We start from the raw sequence: 23,963 nt of genomic DNA on the forward strand, positions 1-23,963 counted from the left end.
TCGCTGTTGTCTACCCCATCAACGCAGCCATCAATGCTTTCTGCGCGTGCAGGCGGTTTTCGGCCTGATCGAAAATCACCGAGTTTTTGCCGTCGATGACGCCTTCGCTGACTTCCTCTCCGCGGTGCGCAGGCAGGCAGTGCATGAACAGATAGTCGCTTTTTGCGCCTTTCGCCAGCTCTTCGTCTACTTGATAGTCCTTAAAAGCGGCTTCGCGGATCTTTTGCTCTTCCTCGAAGCCCATGCTTGCCCATACGTCCGTATAGATGACGTCGGCGTCTTTGACCGCTTCCTGCGGGCTGCGCGTCACGACGATTTGCGCGCCGGTTTCCTTCGCGATTTCGCGGCTTGCCTTCACGACCTCCGCATCCGGCTCATATCCTTCCGGACTGGCCACGGACACATGCACGCCCAGCTTCGCTCCGCCGATCATGAGGGAATGCGCCATGTTGTTGCCGTCGCCGATGTACGCGAGCTTAAGGCCTTTCAGCTTGCCTTTATGTTCGAGGATCGTTTGGTAATCCGCCAGCACCTGGCACGGATGCGCCAGGTCGCTCAACCCGTTGATGACCGGCACGGAAGCGTATTTGGCCAGATCCACCACATTGTTGTGCCCGAAGGTACGGATCATGATGCCGTCGAGGTAACGGGAAAGCACCTGCGCGGTATCGCTGATGATTTCGCCCCGTCCGAGCTGGATGTCGTTTTTGCTTAAAAAGAGCGCATGCGCTCCAAGCTGGAACGCCCCGACTTCAAAGGAAACCCGCGTGCGGGTGGAAGATTTTTCGAAAATGAGTCCGATCGTTTTGCCTTTCAGCGGCTGGTAAACCTCGCCGTTTTTTTGCTTGCGCTTCAGTTCGATCGCCAGATCGAGCAGGTACTGGATCTCTTCCGTGGAGTAGTCGTCCAGCTCAAGCAAATCCCGGCCCTTCAGGTTGACATGCTGCAGCTGCTCTGTTTGGGTCATGGGTGTTCCTCCTTTTTGCTTTTGGTTATCATCTCGCCTAATGACGCTGCGGTCGGGCCGGTTTTGCCGATCCCGGCGTTTTCAGGCCGCTTCGCTCCGCAACAGGTCATTCATGATAAAAAAATATTTATAATATTAATCTTTTTTTACGGCCGTATGGTCATGGATCACGCCGGCGATGATGCTTACCGCCTGATCGATTTCTTCCTTCGTCACGTACAGGTTCGGCAGCAGCCGGATAACGTTAGGTCCTGCGGTAATGAACAGCAGCCCGCGTTTTTGGCCTTCAAGCACCAGGTCGCCCACAGGTTCGGCGCATTCGATGCCAACCAGCAAACCGAGGCCGCGGACGGCTTTGACGTGAGGGATGCCTGCCAGCTTCTCCGTCAGCTGCTCTTTCAAATAAGCTCCCATTTCTTCCGCGCGCTGCGGCAGCCGGTCCTCCAGCATCGTTTCGATCGTGGCGATGACGGCCGCCGTCGCAATCGGCGTTCCGCCGAAGGTCGAGCCGTGGCTGCCCGCCGAAAACGCATCCCGCAGGAAAGCTTTGCCGAGCATCGCGCCGGTCGGAAAGCCGCTGGCAATGCCTTTGGCAAGCGTAAAAATATCCGGTTCAATCCCGTAATGCTCATGCGCAAACAGTTTGCCCGTACGTCCCATGCCGGTCTGCACTTCGTCGATGATCAGCAGCAGGCCATGCTCCTTGCACAGCTCCTGAATGGCGCGGACAAATCCCTCTTCCACCGGAAGCACGCCGCCTTCGGCAAGCACCAGCTCCAGCATGATGGCCGCCGTATGGTCGGTAATGGCCGCTTTGAGCGCATCCAGGTCATGCAGCGGCACGCTTTTAAAGCCGGCAGGAAGCGGCAGGAAGCCGTCCTTTACTTTGTCCTGCCCCGTCGCCGTCAGCGTCGCCAGCGTCCGTCCATGGAAGGATTGGAAAAAGGTGATGATCTCATAACGATCCGTGCCTTTTACCTTTTGGTGATAACGTCGTGCCAGCTTGATCGCCGCTTCATTCGCTTCGGCGCCGCTGTTGCAGAAAAACACCGCGTCGGCACAGCTGTTCGCCGTAAGAAGCGCCGCCGCCTTTTCCTGATTCGGAATGTGGAACAGGTTCGACACATGCCATAGCTGATCCAGCTGCTCTTTCAGCTTCGCCGTCACTTTCTCCGGAGCATGGCCCAGGTTGGTAACGGCGATGCCGCTCATAAAATCGAGGTACTTGTTGCCTTGGTCGTCCCACAACCAGCTTCCTTGGCCTTTTACCAAGCTGATCGGATATCTGGCGTAATTGGGAAACAACGAACTGGATTGCCCTTCAGGGATACTCATATCAAATCACTCCTATCCGAATCGATATATGGTCGTTTCTTTGCCGTACTTTTCATCCGCCGCGTTGGTTGCGGTTCCGGTATAGCCAAACATCTGTATTTGAAGGGTTTTATTTTACGATTCTCGTCCCGATGGCTTCCCCTTGCAGCACCCGGCTCAGCACCATCGGCTCGCTGCCGTTCACGATGACGACTTCCTGGACGTCGCCCTGAATGCAGCTGACCGCCGCTTTGACTTTCGGGATCATTCCGCCGTAAATGTCGCCGCTGGCGATCATATCCTCGATCTGTTGAACCGTCACGACAGGGAGCACCTGCTTGACGCCTTCAATCTCTTTCATGATGCCCGGAACGTCGGTCACGACGATCATCCGGTCCGTTCCCAGATGCGAAGCGACCGCTCCCGCGGCCGTGTCGGCGTTGATGTTGTACCGCTGCCCGCTTGGATCCACGCCGACAGGCGCGATGACCGGCATGTAGCCCATAGCCGCAATCCCTTGAATAATGTCGGACCTTACATGCGTGACGTCCCCGACCCAGCCTACCGCATCGCTATTCGCTACCGGCTGCGCTTGGATCAAACCGCCGTCGACGCCCGAGATGCCAAGCGCCCTGCCGCCGCTTTGCTGGATGCGCCGGACGATCTGCTTGTTGATGCTGCCCGCGAGCACCATCTCCACGACGTCGAGCACCGCCTCCGTCGTCCGTCGCAAGCCGTTCACGAATTCCGTCTCAATCCCAAGCTTCTCCAGATTTTCCGAAATGGCCGGTCCGCCGCCATGAACGATCACGGTTTGGATGCCGGACGCCTGCAGCTGCTTCAAATCCTCGAAAAACGAATCCGGCAGCGCCGCCAGCGTACTGCCGCCGCATTTCATCACGAAGCTTTGCCGGCCTGCATGATCGGCCGCCCGAGCGTCCCGATGCTCCAATGTTTCCACCGCTCTCTCCTCCCTCCGTATCCGTTTGATTAGGTTCGGTAAGCCGCATTGATGCGGACATAATCGTAAGTCAAATCACAGCCCCAGGCCGTGGCCCGGCCTTCTCCTTGATGCAGATCCACCACAATCCGGACGGTATCGCCCTTCAAATATTGCAAGGCTTCCTCTTCGTCAAACGCGACCGGCCGGGAGCCTTCCAAAACCGAAATGCGGCCGATTTGAATGTCCACCGTTTCCGGATTCACTGGTTCTCCTGCACGGCCGACCGCCGCGATTACCCGTCCCCAGTTCGCATCGGCGCCGAATACCGCCGATTTGACGAGGCTCGATCCAATCACCGTTTTGGCAATAGCGCGCGCTGATGCGTCGCTGACCGCTCCGTTCACCTGCACCTCGACCAGCTTCGTTGCCCCTTCGCCGTCCCGGGCGATCGCTTGGGCCAATACTTGGCAGATATAAGTGAATCCTGCCGCAAAAGCCCCCCAATCCGGGTGCGCCGGATGCAGCGCCTCATTGCCGGCCAACCCGCTCGCCATCGCAATGAGCATGTCATTGGTGCTGGTATCCCCATCCACCGTGATCATGTTAAAGGTAACGTCTGTGGCCTGACGCAGAAGCTGCTGCAGCGCTCCTGCCTCGATCGCAGCATCCGTCGTCATAAACGCCAGCATCGTCGCCATGTTCGGATGAATCATTCCCGACCCTTTGGCCGCCCCGGCAATCGTCACGTCCTTGCCGTTAACGACGACCGAAACGCATGCTTCCTTCTTTACGAGGTCGGTCGTTAAAATCGCCTGCGAAAAATCCTCCGCACCGGATGCTTCGCCGCTCAGCCGATCCGGCAAGCCGGCAATTCCCTCCGTGACGCGGTCCATTTTGAGCAGTTCGCCGATTACGCCCGTTGAGGCGACCGCCACGTCCTGCTCCGCTACGCCAAGATGGCGGGCAGCTTCCGCCCGCATCGTATAGGCATCTTCTTCGCCCTGTTTGCCGGTGCAGGCATTGGCATTGCCGCTGTTAACGACAACAGCCTGCAGTCTGCCGTCCTGCAGGCTTTCGCGCGTCACCTTCAGCGGTGCGGCCTGGATCAAGTTGGTCGTATAGACGGCCGCCGCGACGGCCGGTACTTCGCACAAAATGGCGCCGAGGTCATGACGCCCGGATTTTTTGAGCCCGCAGTGCAAGCCGCCTGCGGAAAAGCCCTTTGGTGTTATGATGGAACCGCCTTGTACCGCGGTAAATTTTGATTGTCCCATATGCTTTCATCCCTTTCCTTACGGATACACCGGCGTGTATCCCAGTCCGAGATTCTCCTCCCATCCCATCATCAGATTCAGGTTCTGTATCGCTTGGCCCGCGGCACCCTTCACGACGTTGTCGATCACGGAAATGATCGTCACGCGTCCCGTCCGTTCGTCCGCCGCAAAACCGATATCGCAGTAATTGGAGCCGTACACCTCTTTGGTCGCCGGCCAAATGCCTTTATCCCGCACGCGCACGAACGGGCGGCCCTCATAATACTCCCGGTACAGCTTCACGAAGTCCTCATCGCTATACGTACCGTTCATCCGTGCATACATCGTGCTCATGATTCCGCGCGTCATCGGAACGAGATGCGTCGTAAAGGTCACGGTTACCGGCTCGCCGGCAACTTGGCCCAGCACCTGTTCGATTTCAGGAATGTGCTGGTGTTTGTTGACCTTATAGGCTTTAAAATTTTCGTTGATTTCCGCGTAATGCGAAGTCAGGCTGGTGCCCCGTCCCGAACCGGAAACGCCGGATTTGGCATCGATAATGATGCTTTTCGGGTCGATCCAGCCCGAACGGATGGCCGGGATGAGGCCGAGCAGCGTTGCCGTTGGATAACAGCCGGGGTTCGAGACGAAATCGACGTTTGCGACTTCCTCCCCATAAATCTCGCATAAGCCGTACACCGCTTTTTCCAAATACCGCTCCTCCGGAGCCGAATGTTTATACCATTGTTCGTACGTGCCGCCGTCCTTAATCCGAAAGTCGCCCGACAGATCAATGACCTTCAGCCCCGCTTCCAGCAGCTCCGGCACCAATTTCGAGCTTACGCCGGATGGCGTTGCCGTAAACACGACATCGGCTTTTCCGGCGATTTCCGCGGCATTCACGCCGTCCAGCTTATGCACGATAATATCCGTTAAATGCGGAAAACCTTCCGATATCGGCGCTCCCGCGCTTGATGATGAAATCACAGACGTAATTTCCGCCAGCGGATGGGCTTGAAGCAGCCGGATCAATTCCACCCCGCCATAACCCGTCGAGCCGACGATCGCTATCCTGATTTTCCCCGTTTCCCCTTGTTCTCCTGGCATCCCTTTGTTCTCCTCTCTATCCGTCTGACTTGCATCCCTCTCACAAATATGTATTATTATACGACCGTATTTATATAAATACAACACTTCAAACCGAATTTACGCATGTCCCCACCGGTTTATTTCCATTTCGCCTAGACAAGCATTCATATCAAAAAAGAGACACCCAAGCTATCGATGATAGCCGGATGCCTCTTTCGGGCCCTATAACCTCGCTATGCCTCCAGTTTAAACCCTTCCCCGAGCACTTCATGCGCACTGCTGATAATAACAAACGCTTTGGGATCGACGGAACGCACCAACGTTTTGAGCCTTGTCGCCTCGCTTTGGCCGATGACGACCATAAGCACGGTTCGGTCATCCCCGGTGTAACCGCCCTGGGCATTCAACTTCGTCAACCCCCGGTCAAGTTCATGCAAAATCGCTTCGCTGATGCGGTCCGTATGGTCCGATATAATGTACGCCACCTTGGAGTAGCTGAAGCCCAGCTCTACCGCATCGATGACCTTTCCTGATACGTAAAGGCCTACAAGCGCATACAGCGCTTTTTCGAGGGACAACGTGCATGCCGCCAAAAGAATGACGCTGCCGTCCAGCATCACCACGCAGAGGGAAAAATTGAGCCCGCTGTACTTCTGGATGATCTGGGCGACGGTCGCCAGCCCTCCGGTCGATCCTCTGCCCCGGTATACGATGCCGATGCCCAAGCCTACGGCGATCCCCCCGTAGATCGAGGCGAGTATCGGGTTATCCGTCGGCAGCGGCCAATCCTTCGTCACATAGACGAACAGCGGCAAAATGATGCTGCCGAGCAACGAACGAACCGCGTAGTTTTTCCCCAGCAGCAAAAATCCCAATATAAACACCGGAATGTTCAGCGCCCATTGCGTATAAGCCGGCTCCAGGCCGAACCATGCCTCAAACAGCACGGAAATCCCCGAGACGCCGCCGGACGCGATCCCGTGAGGCAGGAAAAATAAATTAAACCCTAAAGCAATCACAAACGAACCCACGACGATCAGGGCGATATCCGCCGTATGGCGGAGCGGTCCGGATGGGGGGAGGATGGGGGCCTTTCTGCGGCCCGAAACTTCTGCATGCGACATCTTCTTTTTTCTCTCCTTGGCTTAAAATGATCAATATTCGCGGTGTGGATGAGTCCGCCCGTAACGGCGATGAACGCAAAAAATTCCTACAACGATACAGTGAACTTCAGGGAAACGAATCCCTCGTTCAATCTATATAGCGTGTAGGAATTTTTTAGGTTTTATTCGGTATCCACTTTAATTTGGCTGCGCAAATAGCCGTCGATGAACAGATCCAGATCCCCGTCCATCACGGCGCCGACGTTGCCGGTCTCTACTGATGTGCGGTGGTCCTTTACCATGCTATAGGGATGAAATACGTAGGAGCGGATCTGGCTGCCCCAGGCAATATCCGACTGTTCCCCTCGGATTTCATCCAGCTCTTTTTGTTGTTCTTCGATTTTGCGTTCATACAGCTTCGAACGGAGCATCGTCATCGCGCGCTCCCGGTTTTTGATCTGCGACCGTTCGTTTTGGCAAGTGACCACGATCCCCGTCGGGATGTGGGTTATCCGCACGGCCGAGTCGGTGGTGTTGATGTGCTGGCCGCCCGCGCCGCTGGCCCGGTACGTATCGATCTTCAGATCTTCGGTCCGGATATCGATCTCGACGTCATCCGTAATTTCCGGCACGACGTCGCAGGATACGAACGAGGTATGGCGCCGGCCCGACGAGTCGAATGGCGAAATCCGCACCAGACGGTGAACGCCTTTTTCCGCCTTCAAATATCCGTAGGCGTTAAAGCCTTTGATGAGAAGCGTGACGCTTTTGATGCCCGCTTCGTCACCCGGCAGATAATCGAGCACTTCGACCTTGTAGCCTCTTTTTTCCGCCCATCTCGTATACATCCGCAGCAGCATTTGGCCCCAGTCCTGGGATTCCGTGCCGCCCGCTCCCGGGTGCAGTTCGAGAATGGCATTCATTTTGTCGTAAGGCTGGTTCAGCAGCAGATTCAGTTCAAACTCCTCAAGTTTTTTCTTAAGGTTCGTTACCGCTTCGCTGATTTCCTCGACAAGCGATTCGTCGCCTTCCTCTTCGGCCAGCTCGGCCATCATGGCCGCGTCGTCGTATTCCTGCTGCAGCTTTTCGTATTGGTCCACGGAAGACTTGACCGCGTTCATTTCGGCGATGATGCCCTGCGCCTTTTCGTTATCGTCCCAAAAATCGGGCGCGGACATTTTCTCCTCGTAGTTGGCGATCATTTCCTGTTTGAGATCTAAGTCAAAGAGACCCCCTAAGGTTGGTTAATTTGGTTGCGATTTCCCGCAAATCATGTTTGACAGATGCATCGATCATGATTGTTCTTCACCTCTTCTATCGACATAAACTCCCTTAAACAAAGGGGCTCGGGATACCTGCAGGGTCGCCCGCACCTTAACCTTTGATTCAAGGGAGTCTGGTTCCGGATCCGTTCAAAGGGCCCGGCTTGTTATCCTTGCAGCCTGCAAGCCGTTAAACCGCATGCAGGCTTTATGATCTGTTTATCGTCTCTTGCCGCCAGTTCAATTTATTCCGATACGGCTATTCTTGCCCGTGGCAGTGCTTGTATTTTTTGCCGCTGCCGCATGGACAAGGATCGTTGCGTCCGATTTGCTCCCCGACATGCACCGGTTTTTTCTCGGCAGGTTCGCTGTTGGTGGTAATTTTGCTTTCTTCCACCACCGCCTGGCGCTCCTGGTTCGCTTCGATATGGGCCTTCATGACGTAAGTGGCCACTTCTTCCTGGATGGCTGCCGTCATGGCATTAAACATTTCGAAGCCCTCGAACTGGTACTCGCGAAGCGGATCCGTACCGCCGTAAGCGCGAAGGTGGATACCTTGACGCAGCTGGTCCATGGCGTCGATATGGTCCATCCACTTGCTGTCTACGGAACGGAGCACGATAACTTTCTCAAACTCGCGAACGAGTTCGGAGCCGATGCGTTCTTCGCGTTGGTCGTATCTGGCTTTGACTTTCTCGAAGATGAAATCCGCCATCTCTGGAATTTCTTTGCCCCACAAATCGTCGCGGGTAACGGAACCTTCGTCCAGAAGCTTGCTGTTGACGTAATCGGCAACCTCCTGCAGCTCCCAGTTCTCCGGAATATCGTCTTGGCAGTGGGCTTCGACCACGCGGTCGATGACCGGCTTGATCATGTCCATGACGATTTCCTTGATGTTGTCGGATTCCAAAATTTCGCGGCGCTGCTTGTAGATGATTTCGCGCTGCTGGTTCATGACGTCGTCGTATTGGAGAACGACTTTGCGCAGATCGAAGTTGTTGCCTTCGACGCGTTTTTGCGCCGATTCGATCGCACGCGTGATCATTTTGCTCTCGATCGGCTGGTCTTCTTCGAAGCCGAGACGCTCCATCATGTTCAGCACGTTGTCGGCGCCGAAGCGTTTCATCAGCTCGTCGCCCAGCGACAGGTAGAACTGCGTGGAGCCCGGGTCGCCCTGGCGTCCTGCGCGTCCGCGAAGCTGGTTATCGATCCGGCGGGATTCATGCCGCTCCGTACCGATGATGTGCAATCCGCCCAACTCGGCCACGCCTTCGCCCAGCAAAATGTCCGTACCGCGGCCCGCCATGTTCGTGGCGATCGTAACGGCGCCCGGTTGACCGGCGCCCGCGATGATTTCCGCTTCTTCGGCATGGTATTTGGCGTTCAGCACCTGGTGTTTGACGCCTTTGCGCTTCAGCATATCCGAAATGAGCTCGGAGTTCTCGATGGACACCGTGCCGACCAGAACCGGCTGGTTCTTTTTGTGGCGTTCCACGATTTCCTCCACGACGGCCTTGAATTTGCCGTTTACGCTCTTGTAGACCACGTCAGGCATATCGATCCGCTGGTTCGGTTTATTCGTAGGCACCTGGAGTACTTCCAGGCCGTAAATTTTCTTGAATTCTTCTTCTTCGGTTTTCGCCGTACCGGTCATACCCGCCAGCTTGCGGTACATCCGGAAGTAGTTCTGGAACGTAATCGTGGCCAGCGTCATGCTTTCGTTCTGAACCTCGATGCCTTCCTTCGCTTCGATCGCCTGGTGCAGCCCGTCGCTATAGCGGCGGCCGGCCATCAGACGGCCCGTGAATTCGTCGACGATGACGACTTCGTCTTCGGTGACGACGTAATCCACGTCGCGGCGCATGATGACGTTCGCTTTCAGCGCCTGCACGATGTGGTGGTTCAGCGTCACGTGGGCGTGGTCGTACAGGTTGTCGATACCAAAGGCGCGTTCCGCTTTCGCCACGCCTTTTTCGGTGAGCGCAACGGATTTGACCTTAATATCGACTGTGTAATCCTCTTCCGCCTGGAGAGTCTTCACAAAGCGGTCAGCCACGTAGTACAGCTGCGTCGATTTCTGAGCTTGTCCGGAAATGATCAGCGGCGTACGCGCTTCGTCGATCAAAATGGAGTCCACTTCGTCGATCGTACAGAAATACAGCGGACGCTGCACCATCTGCTCTTTGTACAGCACCATGTTGTCGCGCAAGTAGTCGAAGCCGAACTCGTTGTTCGTGCCGTACGTAATATCGCAAGCATAAGCGACTTGCTTATCGGCATGGTCCATGCCGTTCAGGTTCACCCCGACGGTCATGCCCAAAAATTCGTAAATTTGGCCCATTTCCTGGCTGTCGCGCTGTGCAAGATAGTCGTTGACCGTAACGACGTGCACGCCTAAGCCGAGGAGGGCGTTCAGATATACCGGCAGCGTGCCGACGAGGGTTTTACCTTCACCGGTTTTCATCTCGGCGATACGGCCTTCGTGAAGCGCCATGCCCCCGATCAGCTGGACATCGTAATGTCTTTTGCCGAGAACGCGCTTCGAGGCTTCACGCACGGTCGCGAACGCTTCCGGAAGGAGCTCGTCGAGCGTTTCGCCCTTTTCGATGCGCGCGCGGAATTCCGCCGTTTTGGCTTTCAGCTGTTCATCGGTCAGCTTTACGAAATCCGGTTCTAGTTTGTTAATGATATCGACCGTTTTCATCAAACGTTTGACGTCGCGGTCATTCGTGTCACCAAAGATTTTTTTAACAAGTCCTAGCATGGTTAACCCCTTTCACGCAAAACAAATGTTAAATTAACTTCAAGAATTCAGGGTTATCAACAAATGAAATCGATCCGGAGAATCCGTCTCACAGACATGCGCTGGATGACAGGATCCGCTGACGAACCGATTCATACAGAAATGCAGGTGATTGTCTGAATGAAATTATCCGCAAAACAGAATCGACTTCACCCAGACCGTTGTTACGGTTTGAAGTTAATTCGTTGAACAAACAGGATTTTGCCAAATCCTTAGGATGCATATTCAAGCCTCTACATATAAAATCCCGAAAATGGCGTTTGCATAAATTGTAACAGTTTGTAAGTAAAGCCGCAACCGTGCGGATGACAATGCATGCGCGGTTTTTGGGCCTATGATCTATATACGTAAGAAGAGCCCAATCCGTTGCAGGAGTTGAGCTCTTTTTTTCATAAATTCGGATTTAATTTTTGCATCATTTTGAAAAATGTACCTTTGGAAGCCAAAAGCTGCTTAATACGGATCGGATTCCGTTTGTTCGATCAAACCGTATTTGCCGTCGTTGCGCTTGTAGACAACACTCACTTCCTGGGTATCTACATTGGAAAACACAAAGAAATTATGCCCGACCATGTTCATCTGCAAAATGGCCTCTTCCACATTCATCGGTTTGAACGTGAAACGCTTGATGCGAACCACTTCGAAATCGTCATGGTCTTCTTCCGTCTGAAGCCCGGATGGCGCTGCGCCCGCAACGGCCGCTTCATCCGCCAACAACGTCTTCAAGCTGCCCTCCTGACGGAGTTTGCGGTTCAATTTGGTTTTGTGTTTGCGGATTTGACGTTCCAACTTGTCCACAACGGCATCAATGGATGCGTACATATCGTCGCTGCGGTCCTCGGCACGAAGCATCATGCCCGGGAGCGGAATCGTCACTTCCACGGTGTGCAAACCTCGAACGACACTTAGCGTTACATATCCTTCTGAGGCAAGGGGTGCATCAAAATACTTTTCAAGTCTGCGGAGCTTCTTGTCAACGTAGTCCTTCAAAGCTTCAGTCACGTCGATCTGTTGACCTCGAACACTTAAATTCATATGGCACTCCTCCTTTGCAATTCCATTATATCACATTTGTTAACGCTAAGTAAAAAGACATTTCTGTGTACGGCGGCGCGGATGTAAGCGCTTATCCACGGACTTCGCGTTTGTTGGCGCTGGCGCGCTTTTTACCCAATGAGCGATGACGGAAAACGATCGAAGGACACAAAAAAACCCTGGATTGCTCCAGGGTTTGATGCTATCGTTTTTCAATTACTTAACCATCTAACCGTATATGTAGGTCGGCCTTGCCGGATGATTATAATTTGATTACGTTAGCAGCTTGAGGTCCGCGAGCGCCTTCGACGATGTCGAATTCAACGTCTTGACCTTCTTCCAAAGTTTTGAAACCTTCAGCTTGAATTGCGGAGAAGTGTACGAATACGTCGCCGCCTTCAGCCGTTTCGATGAAGCCATACCCTTTTTCTGCGTTAAACCATTTAACTTTTCCTTGCATGCACAAACATTCCCTTCGTCATCAAATAAAGTGTGACTTTCGTCCACATTCCTGAATATACCACTCAGGCTTGTTTGTTGTCAATTGGAAAGGAAAATGGTTTACTTGAATTTTATACCATAAACTCCGTTTATTTTTTCTGATCCATTAAAATGCTGTCCGAGTAATTATAAACCGATTCATACGCATTTCTTTGGACTTTTATTTTTTCTTTCTGCCGGAGCCAATTGGCTGCTTCATTTTTTAGTGCTTCCATTTGATTTTTAATCAAAAAATCGGATTGAACGATAGCTCTCAATCTTGTTTTTACTGATTCACTTGGAGGGCTTGTTTTGAAATCCATTTCTAATTGATCAATCAGCCCCTGACGATCGTCTGCAAAAACGGCCAACTCCTCAAAAGAAACGATATTCAGACGGGCTACCATGCCATTGGTCATGTCTTCCAGCTTGGAAACCAGTTGCTCAATTGTGTAGTCCATGGCTTTACACCTCTTTCGGTGTCTTGCCTTCTGTTAAGGCCAACTTGGATGCCTGGACCCAGGTCTCCCGCAAATCAAGCAAATATCCGAGCGCTTCCTCCGCATATTTTGCTTCCTTTCTCACGTTAGCCTCAATCAACAAATATTTCATATACTCGTAAATCGATGCCAGTCCTTTAGACACGTCAAACGAATGGTCCAGGGTAACCGTGAGTTCATCAATGATCGCCTGCGCTTTTTTGAGAAAATCGTTCGTCTTTTGGTGGTTGCCCTCGTTAATCCCCTCAATACCCGCCCGGACAAACCTGACGGCACCGTCATAAAGCATGATGAGCAGCTGAGCGGGGTTAGAGGTTTGAACAGAGGATTGTCTGTATTTTTCGTAGGGAGATGTGATCATGGTGATTCCCTCCTAAATTTCTTAATTCATCCCGAAGCTGGCTAAGCTTGCGGATTGCGAATTCATCTTGTTCAGGGCATTTTCCATGGCACTGAATTGCTTATAATAGCGCGTTTCCATATCCGTCAATCTTCTGGTCAAATCGGATATCCGGCTCTTCAAATCGGTGAGTTCCTTCCCCATGACGCTTTGTTCGTTGTACTTGGCATTGATGTCGGATGAATATTTCGACGTCCCGGCCCGTTCGGAAATCGCCCTGAGAGGGTTCTCCAAATTGTCGTATAGCTCGTTAAAATAACCCTTAGGCTTGTTCGGATCTCCTGACCCGATAAACAGCTCGATGACCTCATCCGGATGCTCCTCGATCGCTTTTTGAAGCTTGTCAGGGTCAGCAATGCTCAGTTTGCCTCCTTCATACCATTCCCCGGTCGAGATGCCGATGGTGCTCAGCTTCATCGAGGAGCCGTCAACGGAAGCCGTCACGATCGACTGACGCATGCTGTTTACGGCCGATCTTAAAATCTCATCGTTTTTAAGCAGACCGCTTTGCGCTTTCTCCGTCCACAGCTTGACGTCATTTTCCTTCATTTCCTTTTTCTGCTCCTCCGAAAGCGGCGGGTAGTCGCGATAACGTTCCTCGTCGAGTTTTTTGTTCATCGCTTCGAGTACGCTGTTGTAATCTTTGATAAACGATTGGATGGTGTCCATGATTTTGGCGGAGTCCGTTTTGGTGGTGACTTTGGTTATTTCTTCTGGTGTGGTGTTTGCCAAAAAAGTGATTTCTACGCCATTGATGATATTTTTGTTGGTATCAAACACCATTTTTTTATCGTTAATGTAAGCAGTTGCCTTTTTGCCGCCAGTCCCTGTTGAAGGGAGCTTCATTGCGCTCATGAAATCGCCGCCCTCAATTTTCAGCGCATCGCTTCCGTACTCATTGGAGGTAATCGAAAACTTCCCTGTAACTTCGTCAAACGTTGCCGTCACATTTGCCTTCACGTCCCCGTTAATTTTGCGGATAATTGAATCGATGGTATCATTTTTCGAGAATTCGAATGTAACCTTCGGATCATTTGCACCGCGGCTAACGGTCAGGGTGTACTTATCCGGGCTGGAAGGCTTAAGGCTCCCCAAAGTCGTCTTTGTAGTGGCACCAGAAGCGACCGCTTCAGTTCCCTGATAGGTAAATTGGGTTGCCATTTCTACATTTTTGATCTCCATCGTGACCCTGTTGGCGTTTGTCGTTGCTTTTGCGCTAATGGCATCCGTATCGCCGGTAACCTCGGATTTGAAGGCATTCATCGATTCGCTTTTTTTATAATTAAAAAGCTTGTTGTTGCGGAAATCCACCAACTGGCTGTTGATCGCGCGATAATTGTCCCGTTTCCACTCCAACACCTGCTTTTGCTGGTTGAGCTTGTCCAAAGGGACCCGCTTGGCCTTCATCATTTGCTGCACGAGAGTGTCGATATCCATCCCCGATGCCAATCCCGATATTCTCATTATAAAACCTCCCTTGTATTAAACGCTAAACGCGTTCGTCGATGAGTATGCCGGCAAATTCCATCATTTTGGCTACCAAATCCAACGTTTTTTCCGGCGGGATTTCCCGGATGAGCTCGCCGGTATCTTTATTTAAAACCTTGACCATAATGGAATGGGTCTGCTTATGTACGCTCACTTCAAACGTGGTGGAAGGACCCTCCAGGGCCCTCATAGCCCGATCAATCGCCTTGATAAGCTGCGCTTCCCCGATCGATACGTCGGCCCCTTGTCTTTCCAGGGTATTCATTTGCTTCTCGCTGGTAACGAAAACGGCTTGTTGCTGCAGCTCCGCTTTTTTGGCAGGGGAATACGTCTGAGATGCGTTATTCATGGATGGCGTTCTACCCGAAAGTGAGACATCACTCATTAAATAACCCTCCGATTTAATATTGTTCTTAGTAGTATATATCGGTCATTTCCTTCCCGGTCTTTACACCGGATCAAAAAAGACCTGCTTGTTTTATTGAATATAATAAAGAAAAACTGCCTGGAAGGACCACGGCAGCCTCGTTCAAAACTCAATTATTTTTAATTAATATAGACATATAAGCCATGGTCGTGAATCCATTTTTTCTGAGCAGCTCTCTAACATCTTTCACATATTGGGAGTTATGTTCTATTGTTTTGGAAAAAGACTGAATGAGTTGAATGACATGTTCCAATGCAAAATTTCCCTTATGAAACCCAGCCATTCCAATCAGATGCATTTTAATCATGGAGTAATGGATGACGAGCATAATATATTCTTCAAATACCTCTTTACCTCTAGCGAGCGGGAAGAGGCGATTAAATACGTAGTTGACCAAGTAGTTCTCCAGTATATATTCATGCTGCGCCATAAACGGCTGATAGAATGTTTGATATGCGTATTGGTAGCGCTCCGAAATTTCCTCAATCTTGGATTCTTTATCGTATTGAATTCCGGCTAAAAATTGTTTGAAACAATCTAAATATCTCTGGCTGGCTATTCCCCTGATTGCACGGACATCAGCTAACTGCTTTAGAAGTTCCATTTGTATGGTAGATAACGCAGGAATCCCTGATAATATGTTTTCAAGGTCTCCTTTTGTAATCATGTTGGTATAGGATGCGATCAATTGAGGAATATCGTTGATATCTTCTGCTTCGATATATTGCTCCACTTTTTGATAAAACAAACCTAATATGATCAAACGATCCGCCAAGGAATAGGTTCTCGTTTGCAAAACCTGAATCGTAAAAATACGAAGCTCCCAAAAATACGCCGACAATTCCGAAACTTTTTGTCCTGATGCTGCTTTTATTTCCGCAGTAATGATGTTTCGGGCATTGGTTTCTTCCAAAGTTTCATCAAACTCCATCCCGTTCGGATTAAGCAAGGCCAAGCGGGCCGCTTCCGGGCACGACAATGTCGCAGACTTCTCAAGAACGCCGTTGACCCTGTTGGCGATACGAGGATAGGTGCTGCAAGTGTTTGACAGATGTTCCTCCCCCAATTTTAATTGAATCGAACAAAGCCTTTCCTCATTTAACATCGGACAAGAACGGTCTTCATTTAAAATAATTTTGGCATAGTTCTCGGCAGATTTGCCTGCGCGATTGCGCTTTACATGTTTATCCAACATCGGTCTGAGATCGGATCGGACTTTATTGTATTTTTTATACGTTTCTTGATCTATGGAAACCTGCCATCCCGAACAGCATGTATCCTCACAAGCCGAACCGATGCACGAAAATTGATTCATATAGCTCGGTACCAGCATCACTTTCTGCTTTGTCATTATGTTCCTCCAAACCGTAAAAATTCCCTTTAGGATAAGATAAACGAACGGAAGTGTCCCTCAAGCTCTCCTTTCCAAACCTTAAACCTAGGTAGAAGGCGACCTGCGTGGAGGATTGCCTGATTAATTTGATGAAGTTTGTAAGCCGTAATGATGGCATCAAGCTCGTTTTCAACTTCATATTCTTTGTAATGATCATAACGCCTGGAAAAATAGTTATTCAGCAAATCCATAGAATCTTTCATCTTGTAAAAGCCGCAAACAATATCCTCCAAAAGATAAAGGCATGCCTCCATCTTTCCCTCATGCAATCTCCAAGTGATATATTCAACGCCATCAATACATGTATCCATTAACTCCAAGGTCTTTCTCATAACTTCCATGCTATGCTCCACAAAAATCAAGCTCCTTCAACTTCAAAAAAAGAGACCCTAGTAAGACTAAGGTCTCCTTTTAAATGAAAAATCTTAACGAAGCAATTGCAGAACGCCTTGAGGCTGTTGGTTCGCTTGAGCCAACATCGCTTGAGCTGCTTGCGTTAGAATGTTGTTCTTCGTGAACTGAACCATTTCCTTAGCCATGTCTACGTCGCGAATACGGGATTCGGCTGCAGACAGGTTTTCGGAAGAAGCACCCAGGTTGTTAACCGTGTGCTCAAGACGGTTTTGGTAAGCACCGAGCTTGGAACGTTCGGAAGATACGGTTTCCAAAGCGTTGTTGATGGTAGTGATGGCTTTGTTGGCTGTAGCTGCGGAAGAAATATCAGTTCCGCCTACGCTAATTTTAAGACCAGCTGAGGTTGCTGCAGTGTCCAAAGTCAGCACAGCCTCACCGGCAGCGTTTTTGAACTCTTTTCCATCAGTAGATGTAGCATAAACATTACCGTTTGCATCTTTAATTTCTTTATCGGTAACGGTATACTCGCCGGCTTGAAGGGAACCATTTGTGAATTTCGAAGTACCGGTAGCCTTACCATTAGCGATCGTGATTTTGCCAGAAGTTACTGCCTCATCGAAAGTAAACTCATCATCGCCAGTTTTGGATTTCCATGTTTTTCCGCTATCTGCTGTAGTTGCAACAACGTTACCTTCTGCATCTTTCAGATCAGTACCGTTAACGGTATAAGTACCGTCTTTGATGTCTACTTTATTATCGGCGTTAGTAATAGCTTTAGTCTGCTCAAACTTGATATCTCCAACGACGCCAAGGCTCAAACCGCGCAGGTCGCCTACGGACAGAGAGATGTTTTGTCCTTCGTTAGCACCGATATGGAACGTGCCGCTGAAAGTACCGTCGAGCAATTTCTTGGTGTTGAACTCGGTGTCTTTACCGATGCGAGTCAATTCTTGGGACAATTGGTCAACTTCTTTTTGAAGTTCAACGCGGTCTTTGTCCGTGTTCGTGTCGGAAGCGGATTGAACTGCGAGCTCGCGCATACGTTGCAGGATGCTGTGGGTTTCAGTCAAAGCGCCTTCAGCTGTTTGGATCAAGGAAATTCCGTCTTGCGCGTTCTTTTGAGCCATGTCCAGACCGCGGATTTGGCCGCGCATTTTTTCGGAAATCGCCAAGCCTGCAGCGTCATCGCCAGCACGGTTGATGCGAAGACCGGAAGACAGTTTTTCCAGGTTTTTCGAAGAAGCAGATGTGTTTGCGCCCAATTGACGATGCGTGTTCAGAGCGGCAATATTGTGGTTGATAATCATGTTCATTTCCTCCTTGAAATTCGTTCATTCCACATCCATGTGGATATACTTCGGCTGTTCCGCAAGTCGGCCGCACCCGCAGAACAGCTTGTACTATTTATATCGACGGAATCTTCGCGTCTGTTTATAGTTGATGCAAAATATTTTTTATTTTATCCCTTTTATTTGCTTCAAAAGTGCGTTTACGTCCGCCGATGCAGAAACGGCCGATTCCCGATTCGCTTCTTTGATTGAAGCATAAATTTCCTTCCGGAAAATATCGATATCCGAAGGGGCGGAAATCCCGATTTTTATGGTATCGCCTTCCACCTGTAACACTGTAATTTCAATCTGATCCTGAATGACGATCGCCTCACCCTTTTTGCGTGAAAGTACCAGCATCCTCTTTTTCCTCCCCTTTCGTATTCCCGGACGAATCCCACAGTTTCTGCTTCGTGCTGTATGCCGATGCATGGAGAACGATTTGTTTGCCGAGCTGCAGTTTCGGGTTCAGGACCAGCGGAGCGAGCAAATTCATCGTCGATGTCTCTACCGGATCCCTAAGCGTAATCATGCAACGAATCAGCATTTCATCTTCGATCTTCAATTCTTTGGAATCGGGTTCGGGCAATTCGAACTCATAATCAGGGTAAAACAGGAACGGGTCTGCGATCAGAAAGGAGAGGTATTTTTCCTGAAGGGATTGGAGGTATTGGAAAGGTTCGTCCTGGTTTGAAATGAGCGCGAACCGTTTTTCCTCCTCAAACCCCGGTATTCCTTTCGGAAAATGATATATTTGCTCTTCATCCACTTCCAGTGGTCCCCAACTTGTCTCTATCTTCAAATGATTTCACTCCTTCAATGCATATTTGGCTCTTAACAAGAAAAGAAACGGGTTAGGCCTTTGTAAAAAGACTTTATCCGTTTCTTGTAACTAAATCATGGCATCAAGCGCAGGCGGGATGATCTCGATCGAGGGGTATTGCCTCATATAAATGTTAAGCTTGCCCCTCTGATAACTGACCTCAGGAGGATTTACCCGGGCCTGTATGTCGAGCTTTCCCTCTCTATAGGAAACTTGCAGCGGCGATACCTGCACATCAATATCAACGTTATCAAAGGAGGCAGGCCCCCGAAACTCCGGTAAAACACCGGCCTCCGTGTCCGTCCCGTAAACATCCGCTATCATGGACCCTGGCTGGTGAATGGAGGCAACCCGGTTGCCCTGCTCGACCCGATTCGCGATTCCCCGCAAAAAAATCTCACGCACGCCGGAGTATATTCGATTGTTCATTTCAATAACGGAACCGCCCGTATAAGCAGCCCATGCCTTGGATTGATCGATCGTCACCCGGGGGTTCTCATGTTGGATATCGAGCTCGCTTCGTTCCGTCGCAATCGTCAAATCCGCTCTCGGCTGACGGATCGAATATTCGCCCAACCCCGACTCCATCCCGATCAGCGCAGGGCTTTGCCTGATTTGGATCATAGGCTGCATGTCTGCACCTCGTTTATCTCAAAAAGTCGACAAGAGAAGGCTGGATAATTTTTGCTCCGGAAGACAAGGAAGCGTTATAAATGTTTTCCTGGATTTTGGAGTTCATGATCACTTCGGCATAATCGGCGTCTTCCATCTTGGATTGAAGATCGGTCAAGTTAACTTCCATATCGCTGAGGCGGCCCTGTATGAGCTCCACCCGATTGGTTTTTGCACCAACGTCAGCCCTTGCCGTAAGGATTTTATCCATCCGGGTATCGATATTCGTCAGCTGTTGCGACAGTTCCGAATAATTGGCATTTTCCAGGGCTTTCGTAATATTATTAATGATCGTAAACAGGTTGTCCGGATCCTGATCCGTTCCAAACACGTCATTCCCTGTCACATTGATCGAAAGCTTAATGGACTCGCCAACGATATATTCGACGCTTCCCGCATCCGTCTTCACTTGATCGGCATTCGTGATATCCGTCGTTCCATCCGGATTTTTGGGAAGATCGTAAGGCTTCTTATCGTAGGTCTGGCCATTGAAAATATATTTGCCGTTCAATTTGCTGTTCCCGAGATCCACCAACTGTTCTTTCAGTTGGCCGATTTCCTCCTTGATGCTGTTCAACGCCGATTGCGGGTTGGTCCCGTTCGCGGCCTGCACCGTTAATTCCCTGATCTTGTGAAGGACATCCCCCGCTTGATTCAGCACCGTATCGTTATAATCCAACCAGGACAAAGCACTGTCCACGTTTTTTTGATATTGTTCGTTCGAAGAAAGCTCGGCGCGGTAACGCAGGGAATAGGTGATCCCTACCGGGTCATCCGAAGGTTTGTTAATTTTCCGTCCTGTCGCAAGCTGATTTTGAGTCTGGCTCATTTTATAAGCATTGCGGTTCAGATTCAGCATCAGCTGCGAATTCATCATGTTAGAAGTTACTCGCATCATATGTCACACCTCCCTAATCTATCTGCCTACAACTCCGGTGGAGTTAATGAGCTTGTCCAAAAGCTGGTCAAAAGTGGTCATGAATCTGGCGGAAGCTCCATATGCGTGCTGGAACATAATCATATTCGACATCTCCTCGTCCAAAGACACGCCGCTGACGGATTGACGGAAATTATCCACCTGCTCCACCAATGTCGTCGAATTATCCACTTGGCGCATGACGTCCTGCGCCTCTACGCCAAGCTGCCCGACCATCGAATTAAACAACGACCCGATGGTTCCTTGCTGTCCGCTTTGCGTCGATTTTACAATGCTGTCTTTCATTCCGGCCAGAAGAATGGTCAAGGAGTTGTTTCCTGAGATCACATGTTTACCGGTACCGGTACCATCGACTCTCAAAGAGGTTGCGATCAGGGAAGGATTGGCGGCAATTTCAGGGTTGAGCCGGATCGTCCCTGCAGACGAATCCGAAACAAAAAACGGTTTGCCCGGATTGGCGGTTCCGTCCATCGTGTAGCCCAATTGATGCAGCCCGTTAAAGCCGTTTACGATCATTTTCGCGTCTTGATTCAGTGCGGCTCCGTCCGGGAACGGCTGGCCCGCAGGCAGCGTGCTGACCGTTCCATTCAGCATAATTTCGACATCTTCCAAAAAAGTTACGCCTTGCGGAAGGTTCGACCCTTTAGGAATGGTCACTTCCGTTTCGCCGTTCGCAATCGTATTTGCGAGTTGATTCAACTGATTTCGATAGTCGGTAATATAATTTCTGCCGGAATAAATCATTCCGTAGACTTCCCCGGAGTTCAAGCTGCCGCTGTCAAAAGCCGCATTCAAAAACTCGCTATCGACATTGACGGCGACCGGTTCGGCCCCGACCAGCAACGTTTGATTCGCGCCCATTGAAATATTATATCCCTGGTCGGTTTCAACCACATTGATATTAATGATCTTCGAGAGTTTGTCTACAAGCAGATCCCGCTGATCCCGCAGGTCGTTTGCATTATCGCCGAGCCCCTCGATGCGCGTGATCGATTTGTTCAGGTCGGAGATCGACGACAAATATCCGTTGATTTCCTGGGCTTTCAAGCCGACGCTGGTCGCAAGATCGTTCTCAAGGCTGTCAATTTGCCGGCTCATATGGTTCAGGCCGTCGGTCAAAGCTTGCGCGGTCTGCACCACGATTTTACGCCCGGTAGGATCTTCGGGGTTTTTGCTTAGATCGGACCAGGACTTCCAAAAGTTATCTAAAACGGTCCGTATGCCCGTCTCCGAAGGTTCGTTAATGATCGCCTGCAACTTTTCGAGCGTGTTGGAGCGAATGCTCCAGCCTCCGTTCGCGCTGTTCTCGTTACGATACTGGCTGTCTAAAAATTGCTCGCGAATACGATTTATGGAGGTGACTTCCACCCCTGTACCAAGCTGTCCCGGAGCATTGGATCGATTCATTCCGTATGCTTCAATCGGACGGGAGGCTTGCATCTTGACCGTCTGTCGGCTGTAGCCTTCCGTATTCGCATTCGCAATATTATGGCCGGTCGTATTTAAAGCCGTCGTTTGGGCTGCGAGGCTTCTTCGGGCCGTTTCTATTGAATGAAATGTGGACGTCATGTGGTTCCCCCTTCGTAATGACTATGATTAAAACCTACACACCCATGAATTTCAGGCTCTCGAATCAAAATAACCCGATTGAAGCTTCCCGCCGTTCCGTTCCGTTAGCGGATGCTGGTAAGTAACTTCCTGATACGGTTTCTCGACGAGAACATCCAATGAATAGTCTATAAATTCAAGGGCCTGGGCAATTAATTTCTGGTTCAGCTCATTCGTCTGCTTCAGCAGGGACAACGTATCCGAGAGCCTGCTTTGTATGCTTTGCAGCCTGTTTTTTTCCTCGACGTCGAAAACGAGGCGGGATAGTTCCGATACATTAAGGTTTAACTTGGATTTTATCCCTTTCTCTTGCAAAAATTGATGAACGGCTTCAACTCTTTGCGACTCCAAGAGTTCGATCTGCTTTAACACTTTCGTCTCCTGATTCATCATCTGAATCAAGCTTTCCAAATCGTTTTTAATGATAGCTTTCTTTTTGCACCCGGCAATTTCAAGCATTGTTTGATGTACAGTTTCAAGATTTTCAAGGATGCCAATGATGTCTTCGATTGTCAATAAAATCACCTAGCTCTCAGGAAACTTTTTGAAATAAGGCATGAGCTTCTCTGCTATTTTACCTGCCTCCACATGATAAGTGCCCGAAGAAACCTGTTGCTTGAGGTCTTGAATGCGCTTGGCCCGCTCCGGATCCGAATTGCGCTCTTGGGCCTCAAGCATTTCAATCGCTTCCGACGAAATGGACACTTCATCCTTGCGACGCTCCATTTTTTTGGCTTCCTGTCTCTGGGCCTCCATATTCCGCTGGTAAGGGTTAACTCCACCAATTCGTCCGGTATCGTTAATTTTCATATCGTCCACCTTCTTTCAAAGTATATATGGGACGCCTTCAGGGCGGCTTGCGTATCAGTCTTTAAAAGAGTCATCCGGCGCGTATCCGGCGCACCAACGTAAATAACCGATAAATCTTTACTAAGTTTATCGGTCGTCATTGTAACTTTATTAATAGATTTTATGTTTTTAGTCCGGTGGTCTGCTAATTGTGAAATTTGTCGATAACCCGATAGGCTCCTTCGCCCTGTAGTCTAGTTCCATGTTCCTTGTTTGCACCCTCTTTGGCAGCCTGAGTCAGTTCCTTCGTCAAGCGCGTGCGGCAGGAGTCGCACATATGACCCTCGCGAATCAGCGTTCCGCATACCTCGCAAGGGTACATCAAATTCGGCGCATTCATCACGGAGATCCGGCCTTCCCGGATAAAGCGGGTAATTTGTTTGACAGAAACCTCGGTCGCATCAGAAAGCTCCTGAATCGTCGCCCCCTTTTCTTCGCGCAGGTATTGGACGCATTTTTCATACTCATGCTCGATTTCCTTGATGCAGTTCGGGCACATGTCTTTAAAATTAGCTGCAAACAATCTTCCGCAGCGAGGACAGTTTGCCAGGTTCACGATGACGCCCCCTTTCAAATCCAAACATTATAGACGAACTTATGACGTCAATGTTAGAATGTTTTCCAGAATCACTCAAGCAGTTAACAGCTTCTTGAAACTCCTAGTCCCTAGTGGACGAAATACGCGATCTAATCCTGACTCTTTGATCTGAAGGTCTGTTCGGTTCTCATCCGCAGTTCCAGTTCACCTTTTAGAGTAAGCATGTATTTATTTTCTTTACATCCTATCCTCTCAGACAAAACCTTACACTCACAGAATTTCCCATTGTCGCATTCCCACACACCAGCATTAACAGTAGATCTATTATTACATTATGACAGTTATCTATGCCATGTTTAGGGCAATTATAAACAATTGGATTATTGCTTTCAACTAT

The 23,963-nt window shown here is 50.1% G+C and carries 25 protein-coding genes; all 25 read right to left on the minus strand.

What is annotated here, in order from left to right; all coding sequences use genetic code 11:
- Nucleotides 1–10 precede the first annotated feature (10 nt).
- Complete coding sequence (gene argF, locus AC27KL_RS21585) at nucleotides 11–967, minus strand: ornithine carbamoyltransferase (RefSeq protein WP_487171021.1); 957 nt, start codon at nucleotides 965–967, stop codon at nucleotides 11–13.
- Between the two features lie 135 nt (nucleotides 968–1,102).
- Nucleotides 1,103–2,302, minus strand: coding sequence for an acetylornithine transaminase (gene argD / locus AC27KL_RS21590; protein WP_487171022.1), 1,200 nt, complete (start codon nucleotides 2,300–2,302; stop codon nucleotides 1,103–1,105).
- Between the two features lie 109 nt (nucleotides 2,303–2,411).
- Entirely contained in the window at nucleotides 2,412–3,179 is a 768-nt protein-coding gene (gene argB / locus AC27KL_RS21595; RefSeq protein WP_487171081.1) for an acetylglutamate kinase, read from the minus strand.
- A 92-nt stretch (nucleotides 3,180–3,271) separates the two neighbouring features.
- Nucleotides 3,272–4,498, minus strand: coding sequence for a bifunctional glutamate N-acetyltransferase/amino-acid acetyltransferase ArgJ (gene argJ / locus AC27KL_RS21600; RefSeq protein WP_487171023.1), 1,227 nt, complete (start codon nucleotides 4,496–4,498; stop codon nucleotides 3,272–3,274).
- 18 nt (nucleotides 4,499–4,516) lie between these two features.
- On the minus strand, nucleotides 4,517–5,584 hold the full coding sequence (gene argC / locus AC27KL_RS21605) for an N-acetyl-gamma-glutamyl-phosphate reductase (protein WP_212949866.1): 1,068 nt from the start codon (nucleotides 5,582–5,584) through the stop codon (nucleotides 4,517–4,519).
- A gap of 215 nt (nucleotides 5,585–5,799) precedes the next feature.
- Entirely contained in the window at nucleotides 5,800–6,690 is an 891-nt protein-coding gene (locus AC27KL_RS21610; protein ID WP_339322540.1) for a YitT family protein, read from the minus strand.
- Between the two features lie 161 nt (nucleotides 6,691–6,851).
- Nucleotides 6,852–7,965, minus strand: a protein-coding gene (prfB, locus tag AC27KL_RS21615; protein ID WP_339322541.1) for a peptide chain release factor 2 whose coding sequence is annotated in 2 segments (ribosomal slippage) — nucleotides 6,852–7,892 and nucleotides 7,894–7,965 — 1,113 coding nt in all. Because the reading frame shifts where the segments join, the coding sequence is not laid out codon by codon here.
- A gap of 225 nt (nucleotides 7,966–8,190) precedes the next feature.
- Nucleotides 8,191–10,695, minus strand: coding sequence for a preprotein translocase subunit SecA (secA, locus tag AC27KL_RS21620; RefSeq protein WP_339322542.1), 2,505 nt, complete (start codon nucleotides 10,693–10,695; stop codon nucleotides 8,191–8,193).
- 492 nt (nucleotides 10,696–11,187) lie between these two features.
- Nucleotides 11,188–11,769, minus strand: a complete 582-nt coding sequence (gene hpf, locus AC27KL_RS21625) for a ribosome hibernation-promoting factor, HPF/YfiA family (protein ID WP_036710445.1) — start codon at nucleotides 11,767–11,769, stop codon at nucleotides 11,188–11,190.
- A gap of 262 nt (nucleotides 11,770–12,031) precedes the next feature.
- The gene (locus AC27KL_RS21630; protein ID WP_036710441.1) at nucleotides 12,032–12,229 is read right to left on the minus strand and encodes a cold shock domain-containing protein; all 198 of its coding nucleotides are present in this window, start codon (nucleotides 12,227–12,229) and stop codon (nucleotides 12,032–12,034) included.
- 130 nt (nucleotides 12,230–12,359) lie between these two features.
- Nucleotides 12,360–12,710, minus strand: coding sequence for a flagellar protein FliT (gene fliT / locus AC27KL_RS21635; RefSeq protein WP_339322543.1), 351 nt, complete (start codon nucleotides 12,708–12,710; stop codon nucleotides 12,360–12,362).
- A 4-nt stretch (nucleotides 12,711–12,714) separates the two neighbouring features.
- Nucleotides 12,715–13,110, minus strand: coding sequence for a flagellar export chaperone FliS (gene fliS, locus AC27KL_RS21640; protein WP_339322544.1), 396 nt, complete (start codon nucleotides 13,108–13,110; stop codon nucleotides 12,715–12,717).
- Between the two features lie 21 nt (nucleotides 13,111–13,131).
- Nucleotides 13,132–14,613 carry a flagellar filament capping protein FliD gene (fliD, locus tag AC27KL_RS21645; RefSeq protein WP_339322545.1) on the minus strand — a complete coding sequence of 494 codons (1,482 nt, stop codon included), beginning with the start codon at nucleotides 14,611–14,613 and terminating at the stop codon, nucleotides 13,132–13,134.
- 25 nt (nucleotides 14,614–14,638) lie between these two features.
- Nucleotides 14,639–14,986 (minus strand): flagellar protein FlaG, encoded by a 348-nt coding sequence (locus AC27KL_RS21650; RefSeq protein WP_339322546.1) that lies wholly within the window; start codon nucleotides 14,984–14,986, stop codon nucleotides 14,639–14,641.
- Nucleotides 14,987–15,173: 187 nt separating this feature from the next.
- Nucleotides 15,174–16,415 carry a flagellin lysine-N-methylase gene (gene fliB / locus AC27KL_RS21655; RefSeq protein ID WP_487171024.1) on the minus strand — a complete coding sequence of 414 codons (1,242 nt, stop codon included), beginning with the start codon at nucleotides 16,413–16,415 and terminating at the stop codon, nucleotides 15,174–15,176.
- Between the two features lie 29 nt (nucleotides 16,416–16,444).
- Nucleotides 16,445–16,810 carry a DUF8042 domain-containing protein gene (locus AC27KL_RS21660; protein ID WP_339322548.1) on the minus strand — a complete coding sequence of 122 codons (366 nt, stop codon included), beginning with the start codon at nucleotides 16,808–16,810 and terminating at the stop codon, nucleotides 16,445–16,447.
- A 72-nt stretch (nucleotides 16,811–16,882) separates the two neighbouring features.
- Nucleotides 16,883–18,118: a flagellin N-terminal helical domain-containing protein gene (locus AC27KL_RS21665; RefSeq protein WP_487171025.1), complete on the minus strand. Its 1,236-nt coding sequence runs from the start codon at nucleotides 18,116–18,118 to the stop codon at nucleotides 16,883–16,885.
- A 147-nt stretch (nucleotides 18,119–18,265) separates the two neighbouring features.
- Nucleotides 18,266–18,499: a carbon storage regulator CsrA gene (gene csrA / locus AC27KL_RS21670; protein ID WP_036710422.1), complete on the minus strand. Its 234-nt coding sequence runs from the start codon at nucleotides 18,497–18,499 to the stop codon at nucleotides 18,266–18,268.
- Nucleotides 18,471–18,941, minus strand: coding sequence for a flagellar assembly protein FliW (gene fliW / locus AC27KL_RS21675; RefSeq protein WP_487171026.1), 471 nt, complete (start codon nucleotides 18,939–18,941; stop codon nucleotides 18,471–18,473). Before fliW ends, csrA begins: the two co-directional genes overlap by 29 nt.
- A 90-nt stretch (nucleotides 18,942–19,031) precedes the next feature.
- Nucleotides 19,032–19,595, minus strand: coding sequence for a DUF6470 family protein (locus AC27KL_RS21680; protein ID WP_339322550.1), 564 nt, complete (start codon nucleotides 19,593–19,595; stop codon nucleotides 19,032–19,034).
- Between the two features lie 13 nt (nucleotides 19,596–19,608).
- Complete coding sequence (gene flgL / locus AC27KL_RS21685; RefSeq protein ID WP_339325246.1) at nucleotides 19,609–20,529, minus strand: flagellar hook-associated protein FlgL; 921 nt, start codon at nucleotides 20,527–20,529, stop codon at nucleotides 19,609–19,611.
- A 21-nt stretch (nucleotides 20,530–20,550) separates the two neighbouring features.
- Nucleotides 20,551–22,140, minus strand: a complete 1,590-nt coding sequence (gene flgK, locus AC27KL_RS21690; RefSeq protein ID WP_487171027.1) for a flagellar hook-associated protein FlgK — start codon at nucleotides 22,138–22,140, stop codon at nucleotides 20,551–20,553.
- 51 nt (nucleotides 22,141–22,191) lie between these two features.
- Nucleotides 22,192–22,704, minus strand: a complete 513-nt coding sequence (locus AC27KL_RS21695; protein ID WP_339322552.1) for a flagellar protein FlgN — start codon at nucleotides 22,702–22,704, stop codon at nucleotides 22,192–22,194.
- Nucleotides 22,705–22,989: a flagellar biosynthesis anti-sigma factor FlgM gene (gene flgM, locus AC27KL_RS21700; protein WP_036710417.1), complete on the minus strand. Its 285-nt coding sequence runs from the start codon at nucleotides 22,987–22,989 to the stop codon at nucleotides 22,705–22,707.
- Between the two features lie 184 nt (nucleotides 22,990–23,173).
- Nucleotides 23,174–23,584, minus strand: coding sequence for a TIGR03826 family flagellar region protein (locus AC27KL_RS21705; RefSeq protein WP_036710415.1), 411 nt, complete (start codon nucleotides 23,582–23,584; stop codon nucleotides 23,174–23,176).
- Nucleotides 23,585–23,963: the final 379 nt, after the last annotated feature.

This window comes from Paenibacillus sp. YAE3, assembly GCF_057546105.1.